This is a genomic window from Glaciimonas immobilis, from assembly GCF_011947285.1.
Lineage (GTDB): Bacteria > Pseudomonadota > Gammaproteobacteria > Burkholderiales > Burkholderiaceae_D > Glaciimonas > Glaciimonas immobilis.
The window spans coordinates 33,129-56,746 of the sequence record NZ_JAAOZT010000005.1 but is presented as its reverse complement, the minus strand read 5'-3'; the positions used below and the strand labels follow the sequence as shown (position 1 = coordinate 56,746).

General features: G+C 50.4%; 20 protein-coding genes. All 20 read left to right on the top strand.

Annotated features, from left to right (window positions below; genetic code table 11):
* The 20 genes from HAV38_RS08805 (at position 1) to purF (ending at position 23,548) form a co-directional block, all read left to right on the top strand.
* A complete protein-coding gene (locus HAV38_RS08805) occupies positions 1 to 2,172 on the top strand; it encodes a secretin N-terminal domain-containing protein (RefSeq protein WP_168054525.1) in 2,172 nt (723 codons plus the stop codon).
* Complete coding sequence (locus HAV38_RS08800; protein ID WP_184013456.1) at positions 2,157 to 2,681, top strand: type II secretion system protein; 525 nt, start codon at positions 2,157 to 2,159, stop codon at positions 2,679 to 2,681. Before HAV38_RS08805 ends, HAV38_RS08800 begins: the two co-directional genes overlap by 16 nt.
* On the top strand, positions 2,656 to 3,036 hold the full coding sequence (locus HAV38_RS08795) for a type II secretion system protein (RefSeq protein WP_168054523.1): 381 nt from the start codon (positions 2,656 to 2,658) through the stop codon (positions 3,034 to 3,036). The genes HAV38_RS08800 and HAV38_RS08795 overlap by 26 nt, the downstream gene beginning before the upstream one ends.
* Entirely contained in the window at positions 3,023 to 3,631 is a 609-nt protein-coding gene (locus tag HAV38_RS08790) for a type II secretion system protein (RefSeq protein WP_168054521.1), read from the top strand. The genes HAV38_RS08795 and HAV38_RS08790 overlap by 14 nt, the downstream gene beginning before the upstream one ends.
* Positions 3,632 to 3,925: 294 nt before the next feature.
* Positions 3,926 to 4,630, top strand: a complete 705-nt coding sequence (locus HAV38_RS08785) for a response regulator (RefSeq protein WP_168054519.1) — start codon at positions 3,926 to 3,928, stop codon at positions 4,628 to 4,630.
* Between the two features lie 298 nt (positions 4,631 to 4,928).
* Positions 4,929 to 6,329: a 3-isopropylmalate dehydratase large subunit gene (gene leuC / locus HAV38_RS08780; protein WP_168054517.1), complete on the top strand. Its 1,401-nt coding sequence runs from the start codon at positions 4,929 to 4,931 to the stop codon at positions 6,327 to 6,329.
* A 76-nt stretch (positions 6,330 to 6,405) separates the two neighbouring features.
* The gene (locus HAV38_RS08775) at positions 6,406 to 6,528 is read left to right on the top strand and encodes an entericidin A/B family lipoprotein (protein WP_168054515.1); all 123 of its coding nucleotides are present in this window, start codon (positions 6,406 to 6,408) and stop codon (positions 6,526 to 6,528) included.
* Between the two features lie 130 nt (positions 6,529 to 6,658).
* Positions 6,659 to 7,306 carry a 3-isopropylmalate dehydratase small subunit gene (gene leuD, locus HAV38_RS08770; RefSeq protein WP_168054513.1) on the top strand — a complete coding sequence of 216 codons (648 nt, stop codon included), beginning with the start codon at positions 6,659 to 6,661 and terminating at the stop codon, positions 7,304 to 7,306.
* Positions 7,307 to 7,517: 211 nt separating this feature from the next.
* The gene (gene leuB / locus HAV38_RS08765; protein ID WP_168054511.1) at positions 7,518 to 8,588 is read left to right on the top strand and encodes a 3-isopropylmalate dehydrogenase; all 1,071 of its coding nucleotides are present in this window, start codon (positions 7,518 to 7,520) and stop codon (positions 8,586 to 8,588) included.
* 101 nt (positions 8,589 to 8,689) lie between these two features.
* A complete protein-coding gene (asd, locus tag HAV38_RS08760) occupies positions 8,690 to 9,823 on the top strand; it encodes an aspartate-semialdehyde dehydrogenase (protein ID WP_168054509.1) in 1,134 nt (377 codons plus the stop codon).
* A gap of 377 nt (positions 9,824 to 10,200) precedes the next feature.
* Positions 10,201 to 13,068: a motility hub landmark protein FimV gene (locus tag HAV38_RS08755; protein ID WP_209216683.1), complete on the top strand. Its 2,868-nt coding sequence runs from the start codon at positions 10,201 to 10,203 to the stop codon at positions 13,066 to 13,068.
* Between the two features lie 436 nt (positions 13,069 to 13,504).
* The gene (gene truA / locus HAV38_RS08750; RefSeq protein ID WP_168054505.1) at positions 13,505 to 14,323 is read left to right on the top strand and encodes a tRNA pseudouridine(38-40) synthase TruA; all 819 of its coding nucleotides are present in this window, start codon (positions 13,505 to 13,507) and stop codon (positions 14,321 to 14,323) included.
* 186 nt (positions 14,324 to 14,509) lie between these two features.
* Positions 14,510 to 15,178: a phosphoribosylanthranilate isomerase gene (locus tag HAV38_RS08745; RefSeq protein ID WP_168054503.1), complete on the top strand. Its 669-nt coding sequence runs from the start codon at positions 14,510 to 14,512 to the stop codon at positions 15,176 to 15,178.
* 163 nt (positions 15,179 to 15,341) lie between these two features.
* A complete protein-coding gene (gene trpB, locus HAV38_RS08740) occupies positions 15,342 to 16,604 on the top strand; it encodes a tryptophan synthase subunit beta (RefSeq protein ID WP_168054501.1) in 1,263 nt (420 codons plus the stop codon).
* A 215-nt stretch (positions 16,605 to 16,819) separates the two neighbouring features.
* Positions 16,820 to 17,617, top strand: coding sequence for a tryptophan synthase subunit alpha (trpA, locus tag HAV38_RS08735; protein WP_168054499.1), 798 nt, complete (start codon positions 16,820 to 16,822; stop codon positions 17,615 to 17,617).
* 189 nt (positions 17,618 to 17,806) lie between these two features.
* Positions 17,807 to 18,679 carry an acetyl-CoA carboxylase, carboxyltransferase subunit beta gene (accD, locus tag HAV38_RS08730; protein ID WP_168054497.1) on the top strand — a complete coding sequence of 291 codons (873 nt, stop codon included), beginning with the start codon at positions 17,807 to 17,809 and terminating at the stop codon, positions 18,677 to 18,679.
* A 160-nt stretch (positions 18,680 to 18,839) separates the two neighbouring features.
* Positions 18,840 to 20,168, top strand: coding sequence for a bifunctional tetrahydrofolate synthase/dihydrofolate synthase (gene folC, locus HAV38_RS08725; RefSeq protein WP_168054495.1), 1,329 nt, complete (start codon positions 18,840 to 18,842; stop codon positions 20,166 to 20,168).
* 73 nt (positions 20,169 to 20,241) lie between these two features.
* Positions 20,242 to 21,252, top strand: a complete 1,011-nt coding sequence (locus tag HAV38_RS08720) for an SPOR domain-containing protein (RefSeq protein WP_168054493.1) — start codon at positions 20,242 to 20,244, stop codon at positions 21,250 to 21,252.
* Positions 21,253 to 21,458: 206 nt separating this feature from the next.
* On the top strand, positions 21,459 to 21,947 hold the full coding sequence (locus HAV38_RS08715) for a CvpA family protein (RefSeq protein ID WP_168054491.1): 489 nt from the start codon (positions 21,459 to 21,461) through the stop codon (positions 21,945 to 21,947).
* A gap of 89 nt (positions 21,948 to 22,036) precedes the next feature.
* A complete protein-coding gene (gene purF / locus HAV38_RS08710; RefSeq protein WP_168054489.1) occupies positions 22,037 to 23,548 on the top strand; it encodes an amidophosphoribosyltransferase in 1,512 nt (503 codons plus the stop codon).
* The last annotated feature ends 70 nt before the right edge of the window (positions 23,549 to 23,618 follow it).

Here is a 23,618-nt window from a genome sequence, read left to right as displayed (position 1 = left end):
ATGTCTACATTAAAACACCGTATCGCTAAAAGTCTCTTAATGGCTGCTGCGGTTTCAGTCATTGCAGGTTGCGCGGTTCCTCGTGCCGTTCAGAATACCGAAGAGTTGGCGAATCAAGGGCATCTTGAAGAAGCCATTGACGTTTTGCGCGAAGCAAAAAAAGACAATCCAGGCGATATGCGGCTTGACGGCGCAATGTATAAACAAGTCGACAAACTTGTGGGGAAATACTATCAGGAAGGCGAACAAGCGTTGGCAGTCAATGATGAGAAGACGGCGCTTGAGCGATTTGAATCTGTACTCAAATACGATAGCGGCAACATGCGCGCACGTCAGGCGATCGACCAGATCGACAACCGCAGACATTTGAAGGAGCTTTTGGTTGAAGCGCATGTTTTGGCGGAAAGTCGCCCTGAGGATGCGCTGCAAATAATCTGGAAAGTACTGGAAGAGCGCCCCGGCTGGTCGGACGCCATAAAGATACGTGACGTTCTGATGCGCAGGGTGGCCGAAGCCAAGACATTGGCACCGGCGCTGGACGCGTCGTTGAAGAAACCGGTGTCGCTGTCGTTCCGTTCACATAATCTGATCAATATTTTTGAGAACATCTCAAAACTGGCGAACGTTAATTTTATTTTTGATGCAGACGTGTCCAAAACGGCTACTGCAAGTATTTCCGCGAAAAAGACTACAGCAGAAGATGCGATTAATCTTTTGCTGGCAACCAATCGCTTGCGTAAAAAGGTGCTGAATCATAATACGTTGTTGATCTATCCAGCTAGCGCCAGTAAAGACAAAGAATATCGCGACATGGCGGTAAAAACGTTCTTTCTTAGTCATGCCAGCGCAAAAGCAGTCAGCGGTGCCTTGAAGATGACCCTGAAGACCAGGGACGTGTATATCGACGAGCGAATCAATGCCATCGTCGTCCGTGACGCGCCGGAGACGCTCGAACTGGCAAGTCGCCTGGTCCAGGCGCTTGATCGTCCCGAGGCCGAAGTAACGCTTGACGTACAGGTGCTTGAAGTAAGTAGTTCGGACGCCCTCCAGTTAGGCGTGAAATATCCTGAGTCAGTGGGCGTCGGTATCACGAACGGGGAAGTTGGGGCCAACCAGTCTAATAATATTCCGCTTAATTTGCTCACCGCCATGACAAAAAATAACGTGTTCGTCAATTTAGGCGCGCAAAAAGGTGTGACCTTAAACCTGTTGCAAAAAGCGACGCACATGGAGGTTTTGGCAAATCCAAAAATACGTGTGAAAAACGGCAAAAAAGCACAGATTGAGATCGGACAAAAAGTGCCCGTTATCACCAATTTGATGACAGATTCCGGCGCAACATCAGAAAAAGTCGAAATGCTGGATGTCGGGCTTAAATTTGATGTGTTGCCGACGATCAGTCTGGATGGCGAAATCAGTGTTGACATTGACCTGACAGTATCCAGCCTTGGCACGCCCGAAATTTCGCCGAAGGGCGCTAAGTATTACCGCGTCAATCAGCGTAAGACCAAGACGACTTTAACGGCCAAGGACAATGAAACGCAAATACTTGCCGGTTTGATCAATCGCGAAGATATGGATAACAAAACCGGCTTGCCGGGTGTCAGCCAGATGCCATTGCTTGATCGTTTATTTGGAAATCGCGAAAGTAATAAAGCAAAATCGGAACTGGTTCTGGTCATTACCCCGCGCATTGAGCGCAAGCTTGAGTTGCCGGGTGCGCATGTGACAACCTTTATTTCGGGTACCGAATCGCGGGTCAGTCAGGACAGTCTGGTGCTTCGCAATACAGACGGCGCGCGTTTGACATCTGGAGGCGCAGCGTCTGTGATGCCGCGTGAAATCGAGCCTGCTCCAGTACATGATTTACCTGAAGTGCACGAACTGGAGGAGTTGCCACCGCTTGATGCACCTGCCGAGCAGGGCGCGCCAGCGCTGATACCGCCGCCGCTTACCGAAAAAAAAGTGAGTTCTAACCGCATGGATATCAGCCGCCAGATGACAGTAGCATTCACAAAGACTATGCCTGAGGTTCCAGCCACGTCTGTTAATTTTACCGAGTTGAAGAACGTGGAGGTCGTTAATGGAAATGGTGCAATCGGAACAGGTGCGCCTCGGGCTAAATCGGCCTTGACGGTCTCGCAAAAGGAGAGAACATGGCGCTTCGGCTGAGGAGCGCACCGGGTACACGCAGCGCAGCTGTGATTTTTGAAAGGATGCGCGGCTTTACCCTGATTGAACTAATGGTGTCGCTTGCAATTCTTGCAGCATTGGCAGGGGCTTTATTGCCAATGACCGAGTTGATGGCGCGGCGTAGTCAGGAGCAGCAGCTGCGCGAAGGACTGCGCACAATTCGCGGCGCAATCGATGCTTATAAGCAAGCATCCGACGTTGGCGATATTGCAAAGCCAATGGGCGAAAGTGGCTATCCGCCCAATCTGGAGGTGTTGGTGACGGGCGTACCGGATAAAAATAATCTGAACGGCGGAAAGCGTTTGTTTTTGCGCAGCATGCCGCGCGATCCGACCTGTAATTGCCCGGACACCCCTGCAGCGGATACCTGGCAGTTGCGTAGTTATGACAGTGCATACGATGCGCCACAGTCTGGCGCGGACGTTTTTGATATTACGTCCACCAATATTAAAGAGGGACTGAATGGCATTCCATACAACCAATGGTAAAAAAGGATTTACCTTAATTGAATTACTTGTGGTGATGGCGATCATTGCAACGTTAATGACTTTGGTAGCGCCTAAATACTTCAAGCAGACAGAACGTGCAAAAGAGGTGGTGTTACAACACAATATTCGCGGATTACGTGAAGCAATCGATAACTATCGGCAAGATCTCGCGGCCGGACCGCAAACGCTGGACGATCTTGTAAGTCGACGTTATTTAAAAGAAGTACCGCTAGATCCTGTCACCGGCCGCCGTGACTCGTGGGTCACCGAGGTTGATGACGATGCGCTGATCCAGGAGGTACGAAGCGGTGCACCCGGCACCTCGCTGGGAGGAGAGGCGTATGCGCAATGGTAAGCGATATCAGGCGTATAACCATGATAAGAAGCGCGGCTTTGCTTATCTCTCAGTTCTGATTATCGTTGCCGTCATGAGCATCATGGCTTTTAAGCTTTCGGGCGATTTGTCGGTGCGTCTGGCGAGGGAAAAAGAGGCCGATCTGCTATTCAATGGCGATCAGATCGCCAGCGCAATTTTGAGCTATTACGAGAGCGGACCAGTGCGCGGTTGTTATCCACCCAATTTAAATGTTTTACTGGAGGATCGTCGCGATTTTCATGTAATGCGGCATTTGCGGAAAATATTCATCGATCCGATGTGGTCCAGTGCGACCGCTAAGGCAGGGAGTGATAGCGCAGGCAGCGCCGAAAGTGTGGCACCTATAAAAATAACCGACATCGCCGATGGTGGGTGGGAAATTGTGAAGAATGAAAGCGACCGAATCATTGGCGTCCACAGTAAAAGTACGCAGCAACCATTTAAACAGCGCAATTTTCCAAATGGACGCAAGGATTTCGAAGGCAAAACCCAATATGCGGAATGGATATTCACTGTAAAAAAGAGCACCGTCAAGCCAGCGTCCCCAGCGGTATGTGCGCAAGAATCGCGTTAGCCTTGCGCTAGTGACGAGGGATTAAGGGGGGCTGGCGTTCTGCTCCGGCAGGCCCGGCCGCAGAACAGCGTTAGCATTACCGCTAAATTGGTCGCTAGCATACTTGACAACAAGATAAACGACTACAAATCGAAATATGATTACGATTTTGGTACCAATGGCCTTACCTGAGGTTATTGGCGCGGGCCATTTGTTTCTTCTGCGTAACAACGCGATATAATCTATAGAATGTTCGTCAACGTCATTGCTAGCATCAGCATGTAGCGAGAGCGGCACATTTTATGGGAAACCCGCATGCATGGTCAAAAACGCAATTTGGTCATCGCCGATGATCATCCGGTTGTGCTACTAGGAATTCAGTCGATTTTACAAGACCACCCTAAGGTGAATCTGATCGGCACAGCGCTCAATTCGACCGAGCTTTTTGCATTGCTCAACAGCGCGCGCGTGGACATGGTGTTGACTGACTACGCTATGCCCGGCGGCGCTTATGGTGATGGTCTGGAAATGCTGGATCGCTTGAAAAGTCGTTTCCCTGACGTGGCGCTTATAGTGTTGACTGTTTTAACCAATCCAGCACTATTAAGCAAGATCGTGCAGCTTGGCGTGCACGGACTGCTTAATAAAGGCAGCGATCTGAACGAAATACCGCTAGCGATTAGCCGTGTCGCGGATGGCTACAAATATTTAAGCAACAGCCTGACGGCTATGCTGGCGATACAAAGTACGCGTCCAGACGTCGATAAAATCGCACTGTTATCCAAAAAAGAGCTGGAGGTATTGCGGCTATATCTGGGCGGTATGTCGGTGCAGGCAATTGCGGATCACTTTCGGCGCAGCGGTAAAACCATCAGCAATCAGAAGCGCATGGGTATGCAAAAGCTCGCCTGCGCTAATGATGCTGAGCTTTTTTTGCTCAATTCTCAGGTAGGCCTCACCAATATCGCGCCACCTGAACAAGAACACAAAACGCCTCTCCTTCCCTTGATTGCTGATTGAATCGCAACCTGGATACCAAAATGTCTTTTAAACGGCGCTGTAAGTTCTATAACTATTGAATTTTTACAGCGTCAAATAAAAGGTTGTCTTTTATTAATTAACACCCCCCTCAATCGCACGTTCTCACCGCGTAGAAACCATGGGGAAGCCTTCGAATCTCCCATATTGTCCGCAGAATGGTCAAGATCGTGTCGTTTTTATACGCTCCCCCATGTTTTCACCCGAATTTGATAGTCGCATTTATGGCATAATCAGAGGCTAATCTCACTGTTTAACGCGTCTTGATACGCGATTGATCATGCTAAAAACGCTTTACGATAAATTATGGGAATCCCACGTTGTCCATGCCGAACAGGATGGCACGGCAATTTTATACATCGATCGCCACTTACTGCATGAGGTGACAAGCCCTCAAGCATTTGACGGCCTGAAGCTGGCTGGACGCACCCCTTGGCGGGTACCCGCCAACCTGGTGGTTGCCGATCATAACGTTCCCACTACTGATCGGGCACACGGCATCGTTGATCCTGTATCGCGTTTGCAGGTTGAAACGTTGGATGCGAATGCCAAGGAATACGGCCTGACCTACTTTGCGATGAACGACCTGCGTCAAGGCATTGTGCATGTGATCGGACCCGAACAAGGTGCTACGTTGCCGGGCATGACGGTGGTTTGCGGCGATTCGCATACTTCTACGCATGGCGCGTTCGGTTGTCTGGCGCAGGGCATCGGGACCTCTGAAGTTGAGCACGTATTGGCAACTCAAACGTTGCTGACCAAAAAATCTAAATCAATGCTGATCCAGATTGATGGTGCGATTCCTGATGGCGTCACCGCAAAAGATCTGGTGCTGGCGGTGATCGGCCAAATCGGGACTGCTGGTGGAACCGGATATGCTATTGAGTTCGGTGGTTCTGCTATTCGTTCGTTGTCGATGGAAGGCCGTATGACGGTCTGTAACATGGCGATTGAAGCGGGTGCGCGAGCCGGTATGATTGCGGTAGACGACACGACGATTAACTATGTTAAAGGGCGTCCATTGTCGCCGGTAGGTCCTCACTGGGAGCGCGCTGTCAGTTATTGGCGTACGCTGCATTCGGACGTCGGTGCCAGGTTCGACATGGTTGTCACGCTTAACGCTGCAGAAATCAAACCGCAAGTCACTTGGGGTACCTCGCCTGAGATGGTCGTGCCGATTGATGGCCGCGTACCGGACCCGGATAAAGAAAAGGATCCTACCAAACGCGATGGTATGGAAAAAGCGCTGGCTTACATGGCGCTGAAACCTAACACTCTGATGGAAGACATTCGGATCGATAAAGTATTTATCGGATCGTGTACAAATTCACGCATTGAAGATTTGCGTGCTGCCGCCGTGGTAGTTCGCGGTAAATTCCGGGCTTCCAATGTGAAATTAGCAATGGTCGTACCTGGATCCGGCCTGGTAAAAGCGCAGGCTGAGCGTGAAGGTCTGGATAAAATATTTAGAGATGCCGGTTTTGAATGGCGCGAACCGGGCTGCTCGATGTGTCTGGCAATGAATGCGGATCGTCTTGAGCCTGGCGAGCGTTGCGCATCAACCTCGAACCGCAATTTTGAAGGTCGCCAGGGCAATGGCGGTCGCACCCATCTGGTCAGTCCGGCCATGGCCGCGGCCGCGGGTATCGCAGGCCATTTTGTGGATATACGGTCGCTTTAATCGGTAAATATCTTAATTCGTCAATGCGTTTCATTTGCAGGTTAAAGCCTTTACTTAGAATCTAAGACTTAGAAATATGAAAAAAATTATCCATGTATGTCTCGTTGCTGCCGTGGTGACGTTAATGGTCGGATGCAATACGTTTCATGGTTTCGGCAAAGATGTTGAACATGTAGGCGAGAAGATACAGGGTAGGTAGCCGTGTAGTACAAGCTGACCATTATTTGGTTCAGTTGCTGCCTGATTGTCTCGGGTTGTGCTGTGTGCCGCAGCTATCTGTTGCCCTTGCCCTTGCCCGATCTTATGCGCTTAATTTTGGAATAAATGTCATGAATAAATTTACCGTACTAGATGGCTTGGTGGCTCCGCTCGATCGCGCCAATGTAGATACTGACGCCATCATACCGAAGCAATTTTTGAAATCCATCCTGCGTACCGGATTTGGGCCGAATCTATTTGATGAGTGGCGTTATCTGGATCATGGTGAGCCGGGTATGGATAACTCTAGACGTCCGCTTAACCCTGACTTTGTGCTGAATCAGGCACGCTTTCAAGGCGCTTCAATTTTGTTGACCCGCAAGAATTTTGGTTGTGGATCTTCCCGCGAGCACGCACCGTGGGCGCTGGATCAATATGGATTCCGCGCAGTAATCGCGCCGAGCTTTGCTGATATCTTCTTCAATAATTGCTACAAAAATGGCTTGTTGCCGATCGTTTTGCCAGAAACCCAAATCGACCAATTGTTTGACGAAGTGAAAGCATTCCCAGGTTTTCGTCTCATTATTGATCTGGAAAAGCAGATCGTTGCAACCTCCGATGGTAGTGTCAGCTATCCATTTGAAGTGGGCGAGTTCCGTAAATATTGCTTGCTGAATGGTCTTGATGATATAGGACTGACATTGCGTCAAGCGGACAAAATTCATGCGTTTGAAGATCGTCATTTGTTTGAACAGCCTTGGCTGGCAAATACGATTTAATCGGCTTAGGCGTGCGGTTGATGTCGGCGCATCGATAATGGTTGATAGCGCCCGATATTGCGATTCAGTCGTCTCTGTAGCGATCATGTATCTACGTCCGACCGCATAGCGACGCTTAATCAATTCTCACAAGACGCGTCAAGGCCGGGTTAAGATTTAATACATCCTTGAAATCTTTGAAGTTTCTTTTGAATTTTATTATTTACAAAACATGAAAATAGCAATTTTACCCGGCGACGGCATCGGTCCCGAAATCATTGAGCAAGCGGTGAATGTCCTGAACGCGCTCGGTGAAAAATTTGAAATGGAAACGGCGGTCGTTGGCGGTGCCGGTTACGCAGCGCACGGTCATCCGTTGCCCGATGCGACACTCAAGCTGGCGCAGGAAGCCGACGCCATTCTGTTCGGTGCGGTCGGTGATTACCAATATGACGCATTGGAGCGTTCGTTGCGTCCTGAGCAAGCTATTCTCGGTTTGCGCAAGAAGCTGGGACTGTTTGCCAATCTGCGTCCGGCGATTCTGTATCCCGAGCTGGCAGGGGCTTCCACCCTGAAGCCGGAGGTTGTCTCAGGGCTGGATATTTTGATCATCCGTGAGTTGACAGGTGATATTTATTTTGGTCAGCCGCGCGGCGTGCGCACTGCGCCTGATGGCGCATTTAAAGGCGAGCGTGAAGGTTTTGATACTATGCGTTATGCCGAAACAGAAATTCGTCGTATTGCCCATGTAGCGTTTCAAACTGCTCAAAAGCGCGATAAGCGCTTGACCAGCGTTGATAAAGCCAACGTACTTGAGACTTTTCAGTTCTGGCGCGACATTGTGACAGATGTGCATAAAGAATATCCTGACGTCGCATTGGAGCATATGTACGTCGATAACGCCGCAATGCAATTAGTACGCGCGCCAAAAAAATTCGACGTCATTGTCACCGGTAACATGTTCGGTGACATTTTGTCAGATGCTGCAGCGATGTTGACCGGCTCAATCGGCATGTTGCCATCGGCATCATTAGATGCAAACAATAAAGGCTTGTATGAACCGTCGCATGGTTCTGCACCGGATATCGCCGGTAAGGGCATAGCCAATCCGTTGGCAACCATTCTTTCGGCTGCGATGATGTTGCGCTATTCGCTGAATAAAGCGGAGCAGGCTGATCGTATCGAAACGGCAGTCAAAAAAGTGCTCGGCCAGGGATTACGTACCACGGATATTCATGAATCTGGCACGACCAAGGTCAGCACCAGTGAAATGGGCCAGGCGGTATTAAAGGCGTTGGCGTAACGTTGAGCGGTCAGTAACGCACACCCCGATGCCTGTGGCATGAGTTTTAATAATTAATAACCAAGTTGCGGGAATACCTCGCCATGTTATAGGGAATGACAATGAAGTTGGTTGGTTTAGTCGGTTGGCGTGGCATGGTTGGTTCGGTCTTGATGCAGCGGATGCAGGAAGAGGGCGATTTCGCCCATATTGAACCAGTATTTTTTTCAACTTCAAATGCGGGCGGAACTGCGCCCGCATTGGCAAAAAACGAAACAACGTTAAAAGATGCCAATGATATCGAAGCATTAAAAAAATGCGAGATCATTATTACGTGTCAAGGCGGCGACTACACCAGCGAAATTTTCCCAAAACTGCGGGCGGCGGGATGGAACGGCTACTGGATTGACGCAGCCTCGACCTTGCGCATGAAGGATGATGCGATCATTGTATTGGACCCGGTCAATCTGGATGTGATTAAAGACGGCCTGACACGTGGCATCAAAAACTACGTTGGTGGTAATTGCACCGTCTCTTGCATGATGATGGGACTAGGCGGACTGTTTCAGCATGATTTGGTAGAGTGGATTACCTCCATGACCTATCAGGCTGCATCAGGTGGTGGCGCGCAGCATATGCGTGAGTTACTCACCCAATTCGGCGCGATTAATGCCGAGGTCAAGTCATTGCTGGATAACCCGGCGGCGGCGATTCTGGAAATCGACCGTAAAGTACTGGCGCGACAACATAGTTTTTCGGCTGAAGAAACCAAGCAGTTTGGCGCACCACTGGCCGGTAATCTGATTCCGTGGATCGATAAAGACCTGGGCAATGGTCAGTCCAAAGAAGAATGGAAAGCAGGCGCAGAGACCAATAAAATTCTTGGTCGTGGCGAAGGATTTAGTACTGGTAAAAAGCCGATTCCGGTCGATGGTCTGTGTATCCGTATCGGAGCGATGCGTTGTCACTCTCAGGCTTTGACTATCAAGCTTAAAAAAGACGTGCCGCTGGATGAAATAAACGACATCATCGCGAGCAATAATCAATGGGTAAAGTTGATCGAAAATAATCGCGAGGCATCCATGCGCGATTTGACGCCCGCCGCCGTTACAGGTAGTTTGACGATACCTGTCGGGCGCGTGCGTAAACTCGAAATGGGCGGCGATTACTTGTCAGCCTTTACAGTCGGAGACCAGTTGCTCTGGGGTGCGGCTGAGCCATTACGCCGGATGTTGCGGATTGTTCTGGATAAGTAATAATATAAGGATAAAACTACACGGCCTCCTCGAACGTTAATCAAAATCGATTGCAGTGGTCGATGATTTGTAATTGGGGCTTTGTGGCTGAAATAATCAGTCACTACTGACTGATTTTATTTGATATTGCTTTTCTTACCAAATGATCAGTCTGTATTGATTATCTTTCTTACTTTGTGCGCTTTAAGCATTAGCGCATTTTCGACCGTAAATTTCGGCTATATTCGCAACTTTCAGCCAACAACTATCTATCTTAGCGCGCGTTACCTTTTATGAGTTGCTGAGCGCAATATGCGCGTAGTCGAATTATAAACTTTTGGAATAACATTGATAAACGCAAGATTTATCTTTCAACTACCGTCAACGGAACGTCCTCTATGCCACCAAGCAAGCGTTTGAATTCATCGAGTAAGTTATTATCCGCTAGTGTAAAGACGGTTACTTCGGTGGTAATTTCTTCCATGGTTTTGATAGCCGGCGCGCATGCTGCCGGTTTCGGCAAAATAACGGTCTTATCTTCTTTGGGGCAGCCCCTAAGGGCGGAAATTGAATTAACTTCTGTCGCCAAGGAGGAAGAATCCCAACTGGTGGCGAAATTAGCTTCGGCTGATGCGTATAAGCAGGCGAATCTCGACTTCAATCCGGCTTTATTATCTCTGCAATTCTCAATCGACCAACGCGGTAAGCGCAAATTTGTGCGAGTTACTTCCACGCAACCCATCAATGAGCCGTTTGTGGCCGTCTTAATGGAATTGGGCGGCACCAAGACGCGCGTGGTAAGAGAGTTTAATGTATTGCTCGATCCTGCCGGTACGCCAGGAAATTTCCCAGCCACTGTGCGCATGGCGCAAAGTTCGCAAATCGCAACGCCCATTCGCGCAGAATCTGCACCGGTAGTGCCCCCCTCTGCAACAACTGGTTCCGGTCGCGGTTCGACCGCCTTTTTAGCTGGCGCGCGCAATGATCGGCCGACTCCGCGCTATGCCGAAAAAAAAACTGATAAAGTTGGACGTAGCGACAACTTAGCTACACAACCGTCAGGCGCGACGGCCGCAACAGGCAGCAAGGGCGATGTTAATCATGAAGTGGTAAAAGGCGAGACGCTATACCGCATCGCGTCAGCTAATTTACCAACTGGCGTGTCAATCGATCAAATGTTGGTAGCGATGTATCTCGGTAACGAGAGCGCATTTATCAACAAAAATATTAACCGTTTGCGTAGCGGTCAGGTCCTCACAATTCCGAGTGCGGGTGCCGCGAACGGGATCAGTCGCAGCAAAGCTAAAAGTATGGTCTTGGTAATGTCCCGGGATTTTAACGGCTATCGTAACGCGCTAGCCAGTAAAGCGACCGAGGGCGCGGCGCGCGATACAAGTGAGACCAAACAAAGCGGCGGGGGAAAGATTACCGCAAAAGTCGAAGAACAAGCGAACCCGGTCAACGATGCCAGAGATAAGCTGAAATTGTCTCGCTCGGGTGGCATTGGCGGCGCGGGCAAAGGTGATGCAAAGTCGGTTGCTGCAACAGAGGAGCAGGTCGCGCGCGAAAAGGCAAGCATTGAAGTCGATGCACGGGTTAAAGAGCTTGAGAAAAATGTGAGCGATTTACAAAAAGTTCTGGATGTAAAAACAAAAAATATAGACGAACTGCAAAAGCAGGCATTAGCAACGGGCAAGGCGCAGGATGCCGGGCGCCCGACGGCAGCGACGCAGGCTGCAGCTACCGCACCGACGCCGCCTTCCTCCACTACATCGACGCCAGCTTCGGCTACTACATCGAGTGCAACCCCGGCCCCCGCAGTTGTCTTGGCAGTGCCGAATGGTGGCTCGGTCATAGCAGATCCGGCGTTGCCCGCAGTTCAACCCATTGATACAGTGCCTGTTAGTGGCATTGCGCCCAAAGCGCCTGTCATAGCCACTGCAGCCGCGACTAAGTCAGCCGACGGTAATATGCCTGCGCCCACCGCGGCGCCCGGCTTCTTTAGCGGCCTCTTGGATAATCCATTGGTTTTGCCAGGGGCGGGCTTGCTGGCATTGCTGTTGGCAGCACTGGGCGTTACGCGCTATCGTAAAAACAAGCGAGCAGCCCTGTTGGCTGGCGACGGTTCACCATTTTCAAAATCGGGTTTGAAAACGAACGCCTTATTTACATCCACGGGCGCACAAAGCGCGGATACAAAAAACAGCGTATTTGACTCCAACTTTGCCCCATTGGTCAGCAACCTTGACACCAACGTTGACCCGGTCGCAGAAGCCGATGTGTATATTGCTTACGGTCGTGACGTGCAGGCGGAAGACATATTAAAAGAAGCATTGCGCAGCCAGCCTGTTCGCTTGGCCATTCGGGTTAAATTGCTGGAAATATACGCGACGCGTAAAGACGTAAGCGCATTCGACATGGTGGCAAGTGAACTATTTAGCCTGACCAGCGGCGCGGGTGATGAATGGGCTCAGGCGATTGCCTTAGGCGCGGTCGTCAATCCTGCCAATCCGCTCTATGCAAGTGGTCATTCGCCAGAGCCAGTAGTGGCACAGCCTTTGCCAGAGAGTGCGCCCAAGCAGGTAATGAGCGTGCTTGATTTTAATGCATTGCATGCGCTGACCGAACCGCTGAAGCCGCAAAGTAGCATTCATAAAGACGAAGACGATGGGGTGCCACTATTATTTGCTCCGCTTAGCGCCGAAGAGCTGGCGCACAAACCGTTAGCCGCAAATAGTCGGCCAGATCTGGACTTTGACCTTGACGAGGCGGACGGCAGTATTGCAACGTCACTGCCGGTTGCGGCGATTCCTACCCCCGCGCACGCAAAATCAATGATGGATGCGCTGGATTTTGACCTCGGTGACAAGCCAACGGTAGCGGCCGATTCCGGCGTAGCAGGTGGACTCCAAATAGCAGGGGAGCATGCTGGACTACCAAAAGTCCCCGCATTAGCGCCACCACCGACCCCTATGGTTGCACCGGCTATCCCGACGGCTTCACCTTTGGAGCTTGAGCTGGCTGGCATGACGTTTGACCTCGGCGGTACTACCGAAACGCATATACCAGCCGCGCAGGGCACACACAGACCACTCGGTGCATCTACTGTGCCTAATGCAGAGATGGCGACCAAGCTTGAACTTGCGGAAGCCTATCAAGAAATTGGCGACAGCGAAGGCGCGCGTGAATTGCTGGAAGAGGTATTAAAAGGTGGTGATGCGGAGCAGGTCGCGGCCGCAAAGACTTTGATGGCAAAGATTGTTTAGAACTATTTGATGGGTAAATTACCGCTTAAAGGCATGGTTCGCGGTAGGTAATAACTGACGGGCGTAGGCGTTTTGCTGGCGTCCGTTTGTGTTTTAGGGAAAGTTGAACACTGCTCACGTTGGCGTACAATCGCGCCTTTAGCAGGATGGATCGTTGGCATGCAACAAAGATATTGAACATAGATATTGCTAGGTGATCGGCGCTGTGCCTGGAGGATGCAGAATTAAAGTGCTCTGTAGCCCCTGCATAACCGTAAAATCTCCTTCCGTCATATGAGACCAGTTTCAGCACCCATGGCTTGCCTTGTATATGGCTCGTTATGTGCGGCAAAAATATTTTCTGCCCTCGGCCTGGCTGACACTAAAGTACGGCATGGGAGCATTCAGCATTCAGCATTGAGCATCAGTGTGCAAAATTTTTAATTGTGGAGTTGATTTGAAGCGAATCGTTCTCGGCGTGCAATATGATGGCACTCCCTGGCAAGGATGGCAAACCCAGCCGAGCGGCAAAACCGTTCAGGACAGGTTGGAGCTAGCTTTGCAAAAATTCACCCAAGGGAAGGTATCGACCATATGTGCCGGTCGCACTGATGCGGGCGTTCATGCGCTGGAGCAGGTTGTGCATTTTGACACGCCATTATCGCGCGATATGGCGTCCTGGGTGCGTGGGCTAAATGCGTTTTTACCAGCATCAATTGCGGTGCGCTGGGCTTGCGAGGTACCGCATGCTGAGGTGAGCGCGCACGTGGATGGCGATCAGCAGTTTCATGCGCGTTTTAGTGCAACTGAGCGCACGTACCATTATTTGCTTTACAACCATCCGGTGCGCTCGCCATTGTTGGTGAATAAGGTAGGGTGGGCCTTTCGGCCTCTCAATCTGGTGCTTATGCAAGAGGCGGCGGCGCATTTTGTCGGCACCCATGACTTTTCTGCATTTCGGGCCATCGAATGTCAGGCGCGCTCGCCGATCAGGACCATGCATCAAGTGAGTATCGAAAGCAGTGGTGATCTAATGGTGTTTACTTTACGTGCAAACGCTTTTCTTCATCATATGGTGCGTAACATGATCGGCTCGTTGATTTTTGTCGGTAACGGAAAACAATCTCCCGATTGGATAGCCGATTTATTGCTGCAGAAAGACCGAAGTCGTGCCGCGCCCACATTTATGCCAGACGGGTTATATCTCGCGGCTGTTAGTTATAGCGCCAAATGGAACCTGCCACAGCAGACCAGTAAAATTTTACCGTGGCTTTAAATAAGTAGCAGAATGGTGTCACATCACAAAAATGATGACGAACTATCCAGGCGCAATGATTCTTTTACCTATTGTAGTTTGTTCATCGGTAACAGAGCGAACGTCCGATGAGGCAATCGCAATATAAAGAATTTTGGAGGGGCTTAGCTAACGTTAGTGCCCTGTAATATTATTATATCGGCAACTATGAACCATCGTACGCGTATCAAAATTTGTGGCTTAACTCGAGAGCAGGATCTGGCGGCCGCCGTTGCAGCCGGAGCAGACGCCATTGGCTTTGTTTTTTATGCCAAGAGTCCGCGTTATGTGACGCCGCTAAGGGCTGCCGAGTTGATCGCCACGTTACCGCCTTTTGTCTCCGCTGTCGGATTGTTCGTTAATGCAACGGAAGAAGAGGTTGCGTCCACGGTTGCTGTTGCACCATTGTCTTTGTTGCAATTTCACGGCGATGAGACGGTAGTTAACTGTAATGCAGCGGCGGCCAGGGTAAATCGTCCTTTTTTACGCGCTATGCGCATAGGAAGCGCAACGGTTGCTGCCGATTTGATAGAATACGATTTTGATTATCGATCAGGGAGTCGGCTTTTCGCCGGTTTGTTGCTTGATACCTTAGTAGATGGTTACGGTGGTAGCGGAAAGGTTTTTGATTGGTCTCTCATTCCAGAAGAACTCGCGCCTCAGGTCGTTTTAAGTGGTGGCTTGAGCGTACAAAACGTGACTGACGCGGTGGTACGCGTGCGCCCTTTTGCCGTCGATATCAGCAGCGGTGTGGAACAAGAAAAGGGCATCAAAGACCCCGCAAAGATACATGCCTTCATTGAAGCGGTACGCCGAGCGGACGCAGTTATTGATTAATTATTGATTGATTGCGAGTTATTTTGCTGAAACATTTGCTGCTTTACGTGAGGCTTATTCTGGATGCCATGCATCTCAAAAGTCATGCAGCAGTCACTCAGCAGACGCAGCAATCAAGCAGGAATTAATCAGCAATAAACCAGCCATTTGAGAGAGAATTATCATGAAAGAACTTAATCCGCTTGAGCATTATGCCGAGCGTCAGTCACCGGTCACGGCCAACTTGGAACAAAGCGCCCATTACAACCTGCCCGACGCCCGCGGTCACTTCGGTATGTATGGCGGAAGTTTTGTGTCAGAAACGCTGACGCTGGCATTGAAGGAATTAACCGAAGCCTACGCACACTATCAATATCAACCAGAATTTGTCGCTGAATTTGAAAGCGAACTAAAACACTTCGTCGGTCGTCCAAGTCCGATATATCACGCCAAGCGCTGGTCCGAGCAGATGGGCGGCGCGCAGATTTACTTTAAGCGCGAAGATTTAAATCACACCGGCGCGCACAAAATTAACAATGTTATCGGTCAGGCATTGCTGGCAAAACGCATGGGCAAGCCGCGTGTCATCGCGGAGACCGGTGCCGGTCAGCATGGTGTTGCCACCGCCACAATTTGCGCACGATTTGGTCTGGAGTGCGTGGTGTACATGGGTAGCGAGGACGTCAAGCGCCAAAAGCAGAACGTTTATCGGATGAATCTGCTGGGGGCTACTGTGATCCCGGTCGAGTCCGGCTCCAAGACGTTGAAAGATGCGCTTAACGAGGCGATGCGTGATTGGGTCACCAACGTTGAAGATACGTTTTACATCATTGGCACAGTCGCCGGTCCGCATCCTTATCCGATGATGGTGCGCAATTTTCAATCGGTGATCGGTGAAGAATGTCTGACCCAAATGCCGGAAATGACAGGCCGTCAACCGGATTACGTCGTGGCCTGCGTCGGTGGCGGCTCCAATGCGATGGGTATTTTTTATCCCTACATCAATCATCATGACGTGAAGCTGGTCGGCGTCGAAGCTGCGGGCGAGGGCTTGGCTAGTGGTAAGCACTCAGCGTCACTGACTGCTGGCTCACCTGGCGTGTTGCACGGTAATCGCACCTACTTGTTACAGGACGAAAATGGTCAGGTCATTGAGACCCATTCGGTATCGGCCGGAATGGACTATCCTGGCGTCGGTCCGGAACACGCGTGGTTAAAAGATTCTGGGCGGGCAACCTACGGGACGATTACCGATGATGAGGCACTGGAGGCGTTTCATACCTGCTGCCTTATTGAGGGAATTATCCCCGCGTTAGAATCCAGCCATGCACTGGCTTACGCCGCCAAGCTTGCGGCAACTTTGCCGAAAGATAAGATCATTCTAGCCAACCTTTCTGGTCGCGGTGATAAGGACATGCATACCGTGGCTGAGCGTTTAAAGCCGTGACGCGATGACGAATCTGGCGCTACCGGTAGATTTTTGACTGGTAGTGGCCCGCTGCGTGCCGCCTCTTTGTTGAAATAATAGCGATGGTGGCACGTATTTTGACCATATTTCTTTACCTGTTTAGCGCAATCCTTCCGTTTATCTTGTTGCGCAAATTTTGATAATTTTTTGCCCAGCGCAATGAATAGCACAAGAACACCTTACAAAGACAAACCATGTCACGAATCCAAACAACGATGGCCGATCTGGCTGCGAATAATAAAAAAGGCCTGATCCCATTTATCACTGCTGGCGATCCCGATCCAGAACTTACCGTCCCTTTGATGCATGCATTGGTAGCGGGCGGCGCTGATATTCTGGAACTCGGCGTGCCGTTTTCTGATCCTATGGCGGAAGGCCCGGTTATCCAGCGCGCCTGTGAACGCGCGCTTAAATTTAATGTCAGCCTGCATGACGTTTTAGGTTATGTGCGCGTGTTTCGTCAGACTAATTCGCATACACCCGTCGTATTAATGGGATACGCCAATCCGCTTGAACGCATGGGCGTGGATGCATTTATTAGCGCAGCAAAAGAAGCGGGCGTTGACGGTACGATTGTGGTGGACTATCCGCCCGAAGAATGCGAAGAATTTGCACAAAAGATGCGGATCAACGGTATGGATCCTATCTTTTTATTGGCTCCGACTTCTACTGAAGAGCGCATTAAACAAGTTGCCCATGTCGGTGGTGGGTTCGCTTATTATGTGTCACTGAAGGGTGTCACAGGCGCCGCAAATATCGACATTGCTGACGTGACTAAACGGATTGAAGCAATACGTAAGCATGTTAAGTTACCCATCGGCGTCGGTTTTGGGATTCGCGATGCTGCGACAGCGAAAGCGGTGGCGCAAGTCGCGGACGCAGTTGTCATCGGCAGTCGCATTATTCAGGAACTGGAGACCACACCGCGTGAGCATGCGGTCGCGGCCGTGCAAACTTTTATCAGTGGTATACGTAGAGCTTTAGACGAATAAAGTCGTTGGCGAGCAGACGTCGGTGAATTTGGTCGATGGATCGCTTCACGCAAGGGTCGATACAAAAACTAAGTAAAAAGTATTTTTTTGCCAATAAGCGATGCAAACGTTGCAATCATCGTTTCACTATCGCTGATTTTTGGTTGAAGGTACAATTCGGCAAGAAAAAAATATGAGGGAGGTCGCTCTATGAGTTGGCTCGAAAAACTACTTCCGCCGCGGATTCAGCGTAGCGATTCTGCGACACGCAAATCTATTCCTGAAGGACTTTGGGTAAAATGCCCGTCCTGTGAGGCAGTGCTTTACCGCACCGATCTTGAATCCAATATCCATGTTTGCCCAAAATGTAGCCATCACCTGCGTATTCGCGCGCGCGATCGGCTTGACGCGCTACTGGATGCTGGCGGTCGTTATGAAATCGGTCAGGAAACATTACCGATCGATACGCTAAAGTTTAAAGATAGCAAGAAATACCCTGATCGCCTCAAGGCGGCGATGGAAGCCACCGGTGAGACGGACGCACTGATTGTGCTTGGCGGCGCCATCATGACGCTCCCTGTGGTGGTTGCCTGTTTTGAGTTCGAGTTCATGGGCGGATCAATGGGGTCTGTCGTGGGTGAGCGTTTTGTCCGGGGCGCACAAGCGGCGCTGGAACAAAAGGTACCGTTCATCTGCATCACGGCAACTGGTGGTGCCCGCATGCAAGAGGGTTTGTTGTCTCTATTGCAAATGGCAAAAACCACTGCAATGCTGACCAAGCTTTCAGAAAAAAAATTGCCATTTATCAGTGTCCTGACTGACCCGACGATGGGTGGGGTTTCGGCTTCATTCGCGTTTATGGGTGACGTCGTAATAGCGGAGCCAAAAGCCTTGATCGGCTTTGCCGGCCCGCGAGTGATCGAAAATACTGTACGTGAGAAATTGCCGGAAGGCTTTCAGCGTTCTGAATTTCTGGTCACCAAAGGCGCAGTTGATATGATTGTTGATCGTCGCAAGATGCGTGAAGAAATCGCGCGGTTGCTGGCTTTATTACAAAATCAACCCGCAGAAACGCTTGCTTGATAAGTTTCAAACTTACGCAAAATCGTTTTCGCACCGGGCTTACAGACGCTGCCCAGGCAGGCGAGCTTTAGCGAGCCAGCAACGTAGGTCCTGATTTTGCCTGAACCCTTATAGCCCGCATTGCTTGCTGTCCGGGTTATTTTTTTTGAATGAGCATGCCATGTCTATCACGTCGAACACACCCGTCGATGCAAGTTCTCCCACCCCACTTGATAATTGGCTGGCGTTACTCGAGTCGCGTCATTTTAAAACCATTGACATGGGGGTGGATCGGGTTCAACTGGTTAAACAGCGTCTTGGCCTGCAGTTTGCCTGCCCGGTCATCATGGTGGCGGGGACCAACGGTAAAGGCTCAACCTGCGCGATGCTAGAGTCCATGCTGCTGCGCGCTGGGTATAAAGTCGGACTGTACATCAAGCCGCATTTTTTAAAGTTTAACGAACGCGCGCAAGTGAATGGCGTGTCAGCCACGGATGAGGAACTCATCGCCAGTTTTGAAGCCGTCGAGGCACAGCGCGGCGATATTTCTCTTACCTATTTTGAATTTACGACGCTGGCGATCATGCATTTACTGGCGTCTGCCAATCTGGAAGTCGTGATTCTGGAGGTGGGTCTCGGTGGTCGCCTTGATGCCGTCAACGTGATTGATGCGGATATCGCCATTGTCACCAGCATCGACATCGACCACACTGATTATCTGGGCGATACACGCGAAAAAATTGGCTTTGAGAAGGCTGGGATTTTTCGGGCAGGTAAAACCGCTATTTGCAGCGACCCGGTCCCGCCGCAATCGCTGATCGATCATGCTAATGCGATTGGTGCTGACTTATGGTTGCTGGGACGCGACTTTAACTATACGGGCGATAAACAACAGTGGAATTACGGCGGACGCAGTCAGCGCCGCAATTCTTTGGGATACCCCAGCCTGCGTGGCGCTAATCAACTACTTAATGCTTCAGCGGCCTTGGCAGCTCTGGAAGCGTTACGCTTTCAGTTGCCGGTCAGTGCACAGGAAGTACGTACCGGTCTGGTGACGGTCGAATTGCCGGCGCGGTTTCAGGTAATGCCGGGGCAGCCGCTGGTCGTTCTGGACGTGGCGCACAACCCGCATGCGGCGGCCACGTTGGGACAAAATCTCGATAATATGGGGTTTCACCCGTACACGTTCGGGATATTCGGTGCCATGCAGGACAAAGATATTCACGGCATTCTTACGCAGCTGAAAGGCAGGATTGATCACTGGTGCGTCACTGATCTGCCGCTCCCTCGCGCTGCGACAGCAGAACAATTAAAACAGCAATTACAAGAGGTTGGTGTAGTGGCGCAAGAGGCCGCCGGTGCAGAATCTACCATTCAAATGTTTCCTAATCCTGCGCAAGCCTATGCAAATGCGCTGAGTCGGGCGGGCGAGAATGATAGAATTGTGGTTTTTGGATCTTTTGTGACCGTTGCCGGTGTCATGAAAGCCAGAAAATCTGGATTTCATTGACCGATATGCGCTGCAATGCGGTGCATATCAGTCATTACTTTACTAGCGCACTCTCAAATTAAAACGATATCGCATGGGTTTTTTCTCTTTCTTCGGTAAAAATAAGCAAAAGCCTGTCTCTGAGCAGAGCGCCTACCATTCGCGCGCCGAGGAAGATAGCGGCGCACTACGTGCCAACAGAAAACGCAAGACCAGTAATAATCAAAGCAACGATCCAGAAGACCCGGTTCTGCCGGAAAAAAAACGTGCGCGGCGTCGTTTGGTCGGTGCCGTCGCATTAGTCCTTGCAGTGGTAATCGTGTTACCGATGGTGCTTGATTCGGAACCCAAGCCACTACCGTCCGATATTGCGATCCAGATACCGTCGCGTGAAAAACCGGCTGAAAAACCGGGTGAAAAGCCAGCATCTACTGTAGCTCCGGCTTCCGCATCCTCATTCGCATCCGATTCTCCCCATGCAATAAGTGGCTTGAATAAAAGCGGTTTAGACAAACAGGAAGAAATTATTGACCCTGCCAGTACAGGGGAACCAAATTTATCTTCTCCATCGGATGTTGTAAAAAACACAGCTTCCAATGCGACCATGCCTGTAGAGAATGGCGTTGTCGCGCCGCCGCCTGAGGCGGTGATAGCTGCGGAAGCCAAAGCTGATCCAAAGACGACAGCTAAAGCTAAAGTAGAAACCAAACCCAAGGTGGCGATAAAGGAGGAGCGGAAGCCGCGTCCCGAGCCTAAAAGTGAAGTGAGCGCAGAGGATCGTCCTTCAGTTAACGATTCGGAAGGCGACTCGGCGCGTGCCGCGGCGATTTTGAACGGTCGTACCGATAGCGCAGCGCCTGCAGCAGAAAAAAAATCCGGTAAGTTTGTGATTCAGATTGCGGCTTTGGCATCGCAGGAAAAAGTCGATGAGCTGCAAGGAAAGTTAACCGGAGCCGGAATTCGTTCCTACACGCAAAAGATTAAGACCTCCTTGGGCGACAGGATCAGGATTCGGGTAGGGCCTTTTGCAAATAAGGAAGACGCGGAGAAGGCCCGTACTAAGTTAGCACCGTTGGGACTGTCAGGTAGTTTGGTGCCAGCTTGATTTGATGCGCTGCAACCTCATATAGTGAATGTGAGAAAATGTTGGATGTGTTGTTGTATTACTTTCGCCGCAGTGCTTCCTAGTAAATTAAGCAGTTTACAGCAACATCGGGTAACCCGGGTCAGAGGTCGAAGAAGGATTGAGACCGCAAACGCAACATCTCCTTGCAAATCCGGGCAAGCGATGTCAATAAAGGTTGAAGCCGCGTGACGATTTTTGATTATCTGGTATTGTTCGTGCTAATTTGCTCCGTGCTCATAAGCATGATGCGGGGATTGGTCAAAGAAATCTTGTCTCTTGCAAGTTGGGTGGTTGCCCTCTTCGTTGCTAATGCCTATGGCGAAAAACTAGCCGCGTTGCTGCCGGCAGTTGTTCCGGGTACCGTAACGCGCTTGATTGTGGCATTTATTGCGTTGTTCCTCGGTGTAAGACTGTTAATGAAACTGTTAAGTATGCTGCTAGAGAGTATGGTTCAGGCGACCGGATTAAGTTTTGCCGATCGCGGTCTCGGAGGCTTGTTCGGGGTAGCACGCGGGATCGCTATCGTTATCGCCGTAGTACTGCTCTGTGGAACCACTGCGGTACCAAAGCAGCAATTTTGGCGCGATGCGATGTTCAGTCCGCTGGCGGAAACTGCCGCGACAACCGCTTTACCGTTTTTGCCGCACGCGTTTGCGCAATACGTGAAATTTTAAACACCGATTTTATTTTTGTAATTTGTCGTATTTGTATTACTTGCATAGCTTGTATTGCTTCCCAGAAATGTTTTGTTTAGGAGTCCACCATGTGTGGCATAGTCGGCATCGCCTCTCACAACCCCGCCAACCAGTTGATTTACGATGCATTGCTGCTTTTGCAGCATCGTGGTCAGGACGCTGCGGGAATTGCAACTAACCACGGAAACGGATTTTTCATGCACAAGGCCAACGGTCTGGTGCGCGACGTCTTCCGGACCCGCAACATGCGCTCCTTGCCCGGTAGTTTCGGCATCGGTCAGGTACGTTATCCAACTGCAGGCAGCGCCAGCGCGGAGGAAGCGCAACCGTTTTACGTTAATGCACCATTTGGTATCATTTTGGCGCATAACGGTAACCTGACTAACGCAGAACAACTCAAAATTGAGATGTTCAAGAACGACCGTCGTCATATCAATACCGAGTCTGATACGGAAGTGTTGCTGAACGTGCTTGCGCACGAAATCCAGCAGGCAACTATCGGCTATTCGCTCGATCCCGATGCGTTATTCAAAGCGGTCGCGGTGGTGCATCAACGGGTGCGTGGTTCCTATGCGGTGGTGGCGCAGATCGCCGGACATGGCTTATTGGCTTTCCGTGATCCGTTCGGGATTCGTCCGTTGTGCATTGGCGTTAACGAAAACGAAAAAGGCACCGAATACGTTATCGCCAGTGAATCAGTAGCGCTGGAAGGTTTAGGATTCCGCTTTTTGCGTGACGTGTCGCCCGGCGAAGCGATATTTATTGATATCGAAGGCAACTTGTATAACCAGCAATGCGCCGATAACCCAACCCTTAATCCGTGCGCTTTTGAATTCGTTTATCTGGCCCGTCCTGACTCGATCATTGATGGCGCTTCTGTGTATGCTACGCGTCTGAAAATGGGCGAATATCTGGCCGACAAGATCAAGCGTGAGTTTTCAAGCGGTGATATTGACGTGGTGATGCCGATTCCGGATTCATCGCGCCCAGCGGCGATTCAGTTGGCACTTAAACTAAATATTGAATATCGTGAAGGTTTTATCAAAAACCGTTATATCGGTCGCACCTTCCTGATGCCAGGACAAGCGATCCGCAAGAAGTCGGTACGTCAAAAACTGAATGCTATCGCTTCTGAGTTCAAAGGCAAGACCGTGTTGCTGGTGGATGATTCGATCGTGCGTGGCACGACCAGTCGTGAAATCGTGCAAATGGCACGTGACTCTGGCGCAAAACGGGTGATTTTCGCTTCGGCGGCACCTCCGGTCAAGTTTCCCAACGTCTACGGGATCGACATGCCGACCCGTGGGGAGTTGATCGCTTACGGCCGTACCGATGAAGAAGTTTGTCGTGAAATCACGGCTGACGCGTTGGTATATCAAGATATCGATGCACTGAAACGGTCGATTTCGGATGTCAATCCAGCGTTGAAGAACTTTGAGGCTTCATGTTTCGATGGTCACTACATCACAGGGGACATCTCTCGCGATTATCTGGACCATATCGAATATGTTCGCAATAACCCCAAAGCGGAAGTCGAAGATGGCGTGCGCTCGCAACTAAATCTTGCAAATTTCGACTAAGATGTGGTGAATATTTGCCCTGCATTCAGGGCAACACTGTTTAGCGAAACTTACGGTAAATACGCTCAAT

Bases quoted from the DNA above. Each gene is read 5' to 3' on its own strand.
- HAV38_RS08800 (WP_184013456.1), top strand. From the start codon at position 2,157: ATGGCGCTTCGGCTGAGGAGCGCACCGGGTACACGCAGCGCAGCTGTG.
- trpA (WP_168054499.1), top strand. From the start codon at position 16,820: ATGTCACGAATCCAAACAACGATGGCCGATCTGGCTGCGAATAATAAA.
- HAV38_RS08755 (WP_209216683.1), top strand. From the start codon at position 10,201: ATGCCACCAAGCAAGCGTTTGAATTCATCGAGTAAGTTATTATCCGCT.
- HAV38_RS08790 (WP_168054521.1), top strand. From the start codon at position 3,023: ATGCGCAATGGTAAGCGATATCAGGCGTATAACCATGATAAGAAGCGC.
- accD (WP_168054497.1), top strand. From the start codon at position 17,807: ATGAGTTGGCTCGAAAAACTACTTCCGCCGCGGATTCAGCGTAGCGAT.
- HAV38_RS08745 (WP_168054503.1), top strand. From the start codon at position 14,510: ATGAACCATCGTACGCGTATCAAAATTTGTGGCTTAACTCGAGAGCAG.
- HAV38_RS08775 (WP_168054515.1), top strand. From the start codon at position 6,406: ATGAAAAAAATTATCCATGTATGTCTCGTTGCTGCCGTGGTGACGTTA.
- leuB (WP_168054511.1), top strand. From the start codon at position 7,518: ATGAAAATAGCAATTTTACCCGGCGACGGCATCGGTCCCGAAATCATT.
- trpB (WP_168054501.1), top strand. From the start codon at position 15,342: ATGAAAGAACTTAATCCGCTTGAGCATTATGCCGAGCGTCAGTCACCG.
- HAV38_RS08785 (WP_168054519.1), top strand. From the start codon at position 3,926: ATGCATGGTCAAAAACGCAATTTGGTCATCGCCGATGATCATCCGGTT.
- asd (WP_168054509.1), top strand. From the start codon at position 8,690: ATGAAGTTGGTTGGTTTAGTCGGTTGGCGTGGCATGGTTGGTTCGGTC.
- leuD (WP_168054513.1), top strand. From the start codon at position 6,659: ATGAATAAATTTACCGTACTAGATGGCTTGGTGGCTCCGCTCGATCGC.
- HAV38_RS08805 (WP_168054525.1), top strand. From the start codon at position 1: ATGTCTACATTAAAACACCGTATCGCTAAAAGTCTCTTAATGGCTGCT.
- folC (WP_168054495.1), top strand. From the start codon at position 18,840: ATGTCTATCACGTCGAACACACCCGTCGATGCAAGTTCTCCCACCCCA.
- leuC (WP_168054517.1), top strand. From the start codon at position 4,929: ATGCTAAAAACGCTTTACGATAAATTATGGGAATCCCACGTTGTCCAT.
- purF (WP_168054489.1), top strand. From the start codon at position 22,037: ATGTGTGGCATAGTCGGCATCGCCTCTCACAACCCCGCCAACCAGTTG.
- HAV38_RS08795 (WP_168054523.1), top strand. From the start codon at position 2,656: ATGGCATTCCATACAACCAATGGTAAAAAAGGATTTACCTTAATTGAA.
- HAV38_RS08720 (WP_168054493.1), top strand. From the start codon at position 20,242: ATGGGTTTTTTCTCTTTCTTCGGTAAAAATAAGCAAAAGCCTGTCTCT.